This window comes from Muricoccus nepalensis (assembly GCF_006438825.1).
GTDB lineage: Bacteria > Pseudomonadota > Alphaproteobacteria > Acetobacterales > Acetobacteraceae > Roseomonas > Roseomonas nepalensis.
In genome coordinates, this window is the sequence record NZ_RCZP01000100.1 from 1 (window position 1) to 3,692 (window position 3,692).

The window sequence follows — 3,692 nt, forward strand, 5'->3', positions numbered from 1 at the left end:
CGGCCGGGGGCAGCGAGCGCGCGGCCTCCCTCGCCAGCGCGTCCGGCCAGGCGAGCACCAACGTCGACACCGTGGCGTCGAGCGCGGCGGAGATGGCGGCCTCGATCGCCGAGGTGGCGCGCCAGGTGAGCGAGAGCGCGCGGGTGGCCCGGCAGGCGTCCGAGGACGCGCGGGCGACGGACGCGGCCGTCGGCGGGCTGGCGCAGGCGGCGACCCGGATCGACGACGTGGTGAGGCTGATCTCCGCCATCGCGGAGCAGACGAACCTTCTGGCGCTCAACGCCACCATCGAGGCGGCGCGCGCCGGCGAGGCCGGGCGGGGCTTTGCCGTGGTGGCGGCGGAGGTGAAGCAGCTCGCCCAGCAGACCTCGAAGGCCACGGACGAGATCGGCGCGCAGATCTCGGCCATGCAGGCGGAGGCCGTGCGGGCGGTGGAGGCGATCCGCGGCATCGCGGGAACCATCGAGCGGATGGATGGCCTGACCCAGGGGGTGGCCGCCGCGGCCGAGGAGCAATCGGCGGCGACGCGCGCGATCGGGCGCGCGGTGACGGAGGCGGCCTCCGGCACGCAGGCGGTCAACCGCCTGACGACGGGGGTCACGGAAGGGGCGCAGCAGACCGGCGAGGTGGCCACGCAGGTGCGGACCGCCGCCGGCGACCTCTCGCAACGGGCCGAGACCCTCCGCGGCCAGGTGAACGGCTTCCTGGCCGGCATCCGGGCGGCCTGACCGTCGGGCGGCGAGCCACCTTCAGCGGTTCAGGAGACAACGATGAGCCCGATCGTTCCTATCGGCATCGCCGCCAGCGGGGCGATGATCGCTCTCGTCTTTCTGCTGCAGTTCCTCCTGAGCTGACGCGAACAGATCCGTGCCGCTCAGGCGGCGCTCTTATACCGGCGCGCCTATGTCCTGACACATCGTCAGCTGGTCCCTGCCTTGCAGACACGGCTTCAGTCCTTCGCCTGTGGCGGGTCTGGACGGATCGGAACATCTGCTCGGCAGTATTAGTGACTGTTTGAGAATTCAGCGGTGGGCGACCTTGCGGAGGAGGAGGGCGCCCATGGCGACGTGGATCATGGCTTCGGACACGTCGAGGCGTCGCTCGTAGTCCCGCACGAGGCGGCGCCAGCGGATCATCCAGCCGAAGGTGCGCTCCACGACCCAGCGGCGTGGGAGGACGCGGAAGCCCTGCTGGTCGGAACGCCGGACGATCTCGACGACGAAGTCGAGGAAGGCCGCCTTGTCCATCAGCTTCGTGCGGTCGTAGCCCGCGTCGGCGAAGAGGTGCTTCAGCCAGGGCCAGCGCTTCCGGACAGCGGCCAGGATCGTCTGTGCGCCCGCGCTGTCCGAGACGTCGGCAGGCGTGAGGTTCACCATCAGCAGCCGCCCCTCCGTGTCCACGGCGACGTGACGCTTGCGTCCGACAATGCGCTTGCCCCCGTCGTAGCCGCGCACCCTGGCAAAGGGTGCCTTGACCGTCTGGCTGTCCAGCACGCCGCCCGTTGGGCCTTGATCCGCTTTGCGGCTCAAGCCCGCCCCGCCGCCTCGCGGTCCAGCATCAAGGACACATCGTGGATCGTCCGGAACAGCAGACGCCGGACGAAGCGCCGGAACCACCAGTACACCGTCTGCCAGGGCCCGAAGTGGACCGGCAGCATCCGCCAGCCACCGCCCGAGCGTGCCAGATAGCGGATCGCGTTCAGCACCTCGCGCAGGTCCACCGAGGGCTTCCTGCCCCGCCTCGGCGGTTTCGGCATCAGCGGCTCGATCCGCCGCCACTCCTCGTCCGTCAGGTCAGACGGGTAGCGCTTCGTCTTGCGGGCAAGTTCGGCCATCCGGCGGCGCGTCTCTCGGGTCCACATCCCGAGCTTGAATCACCTCGCCCGCGCCGCGCCAAGCCATTCTCAAACGGTCACTTAGATCGCCCGGAGGGGGTGCACCGTTGGGGAGACGGCTTCTGCCTGCGGGAGCGGCACATCGCCCGCCATCCCCTCCGACGCGGCGGCCTCGCCCATGATGGTGTGGATCTCGCGCAGGAGGGCGGCGCCTTTGACGGTGCGCTGGACGAGGACGGAGCGGCGGTCCCGGGGGTCGGTCTTGCGGCGGGCGAAGTCGAGCTCGCCCAGGCGGTCCAGCGCGCGCGTGATGGCGGGCTTGGAGACGTTGAGCGACGCGGCCAGGCCGCGCACGGTGTGCGGCCCCTCGCCGAGGTAGACCGTCAGGAACACGCCGAGCTGGCGCGCCGAAAGGTCGGGGCCGTCCCGGCGCACGAGCGAGACGACGGTCTCCCGCAAGACCCCCACGAGCTGGTCGGGTGTGCCGTGCACGGGCATGGGCGGGCTCCTTCTCCTGAACCATTGGCAGGACGGGTCGTTCCGACCTTTCCCTTATGGGTCGATAACGATTACACTTCAACCTCCGGTTGGATCTATCGCCGATTCTCTCGCCAACGAGGCTCTCTGTGGTTGCACCGTCGGTCCAGGCTCAGCCCCCGTGTCTGCCCCAGGCGGAGAACCTGACGCCCCTCCGACGACGAAAGCGCCTCGCACTCAGGAGATCGGGTCATGGCTGACGCGCCCTCTGCCGCCGACCCGGCGCCGGGGCGCGGCGCCTTCGGCCTCGACCGGCGCTCCTGGACCGCGCCCCTCGTCCCCACCCTCCCCTATGCCGCCGCCGCCGCGGCGAACGGCAACCCCGACCACGAGCTGATCCGCCGCTGCGCCGACCACCTGGCCTGCCTGGAGGCGGTGAAGGCGTTGCCCGACGAGGAGGACGACGGTCCCGCCTGGTGCGCCTACGAGAGCAACCGCGACGCCATCAGCGCGGCCCAGCCACAGACGCTGGCCGGCCTGATCGCCAAGGCGCGTGCCGCCAAGCTCGAGGCAACCTTCTGGGACAGTTTCGAGAACATCCACGACACCATGGCCGAGCCCTGGGCCTGGGACCTCGTCAACGCCCTGCTCCGCCTCGCCGGCGAGGGATAGCACCCTGGCACGGCGGGAGAGCTGGTCCGAGCGGGCGTTGCGCGCCGGCCCGCGCTGCGGCCAGCCTGCGAGGTCAGCAACACGAACGACGGGGAGGCTTGCATTTGGGCTCACGGACCTCCCAGCAGTAGATCCTCCTGGCAGAACCGAGGTTGCGGCTTTCTGCCTATCGTCCTGCCACCCGCGGTTGCTGTGGTTCGCCAGCGACGGTTCCCATCACTCGGGCTCACGGGTTCTTGTAACAGAGATGCCATGAAGCGCTTGGCAGACGATCAAACTTATAATTTGATTGCCACAACCAGAACGGGAGAGGACGTTGGCTAGACAACTTAGCCCAGGCACTATTTGCGCCCGTCTTGAAGCTCTTGATCAACGTCATGCTCAACTAGAAGCAAGACTGAAAGATGCCTTAGAGGTGGTTTTCACTACTACCATGAGTTGAGGAACCCTGTTTCGGCGGCCTGCTGACCATCTTCCCACCTGTGCGGCTTTGGTGCGGAGGGACAGGTGGACAGAAGGATCCTAGGGCTGATCGCGACGGCGATGGAGTGCTGCGAAGGGCGCCGCTCTCGCGGACGCGGCCACCCGCCTGCGTCCACTGTGCGGGTGCTGGCTACCCTGCGGGTGTTTCTGCGCGAGGGCACGCCATGGCGCGGCCTTCGGGCGACAACGGAGAAGGCCAGCGGCTCGACCCTGCGACGCTGCTTGG

At 69.1% G+C, this 3,692-nt stretch carries 3 protein-coding genes and 1 pseudogene; 2 read left to right on the forward strand and 2 right to left on the reverse strand.

Going from position 1 to position 3,692, the window contains the following annotated elements:
- The coding region (locus tag EAH89_RS30520; protein ID WP_241667283.1) for a methyl-accepting chemotaxis protein at positions 1–728 on the forward strand (728 nt) is incomplete at its 5' end.
- A gap of 294 nt (positions 729–1,022) precedes the next feature.
- On the opposite strand, the pseudogene EAH89_RS30525 reads toward EAH89_RS30520, so the two are convergent.
- Together EAH89_RS30525 and EAH89_RS30530 are read right to left on the reverse strand one after the other, a co-directional pair.
- Positions 1,023–1,861: pseudogene (locus EAH89_RS30525) on the reverse strand (IS5 family transposase).
- Positions 1,862–1,915: 54 nt separating this feature from the next.
- Positions 1,916–2,332, reverse strand: a complete 417-nt coding sequence (locus EAH89_RS30530; protein ID WP_140887898.1) for a MarR family transcriptional regulator — start codon at positions 2,330–2,332, stop codon at positions 1,916–1,918.
- 231 nt (positions 2,333–2,563) lie between these two features.
- Between EAH89_RS30530 and EAH89_RS30535 the strand changes: the two genes are divergently transcribed.
- The gene (locus tag EAH89_RS30535; RefSeq protein WP_140887900.1) at positions 2,564–2,983 is read left to right on the forward strand and encodes a hypothetical protein; all 420 of its coding nucleotides are present in this window, start codon (positions 2,564–2,566) and stop codon (positions 2,981–2,983) included.
- Positions 2,984–3,692: the final 709 nt, after the last annotated feature.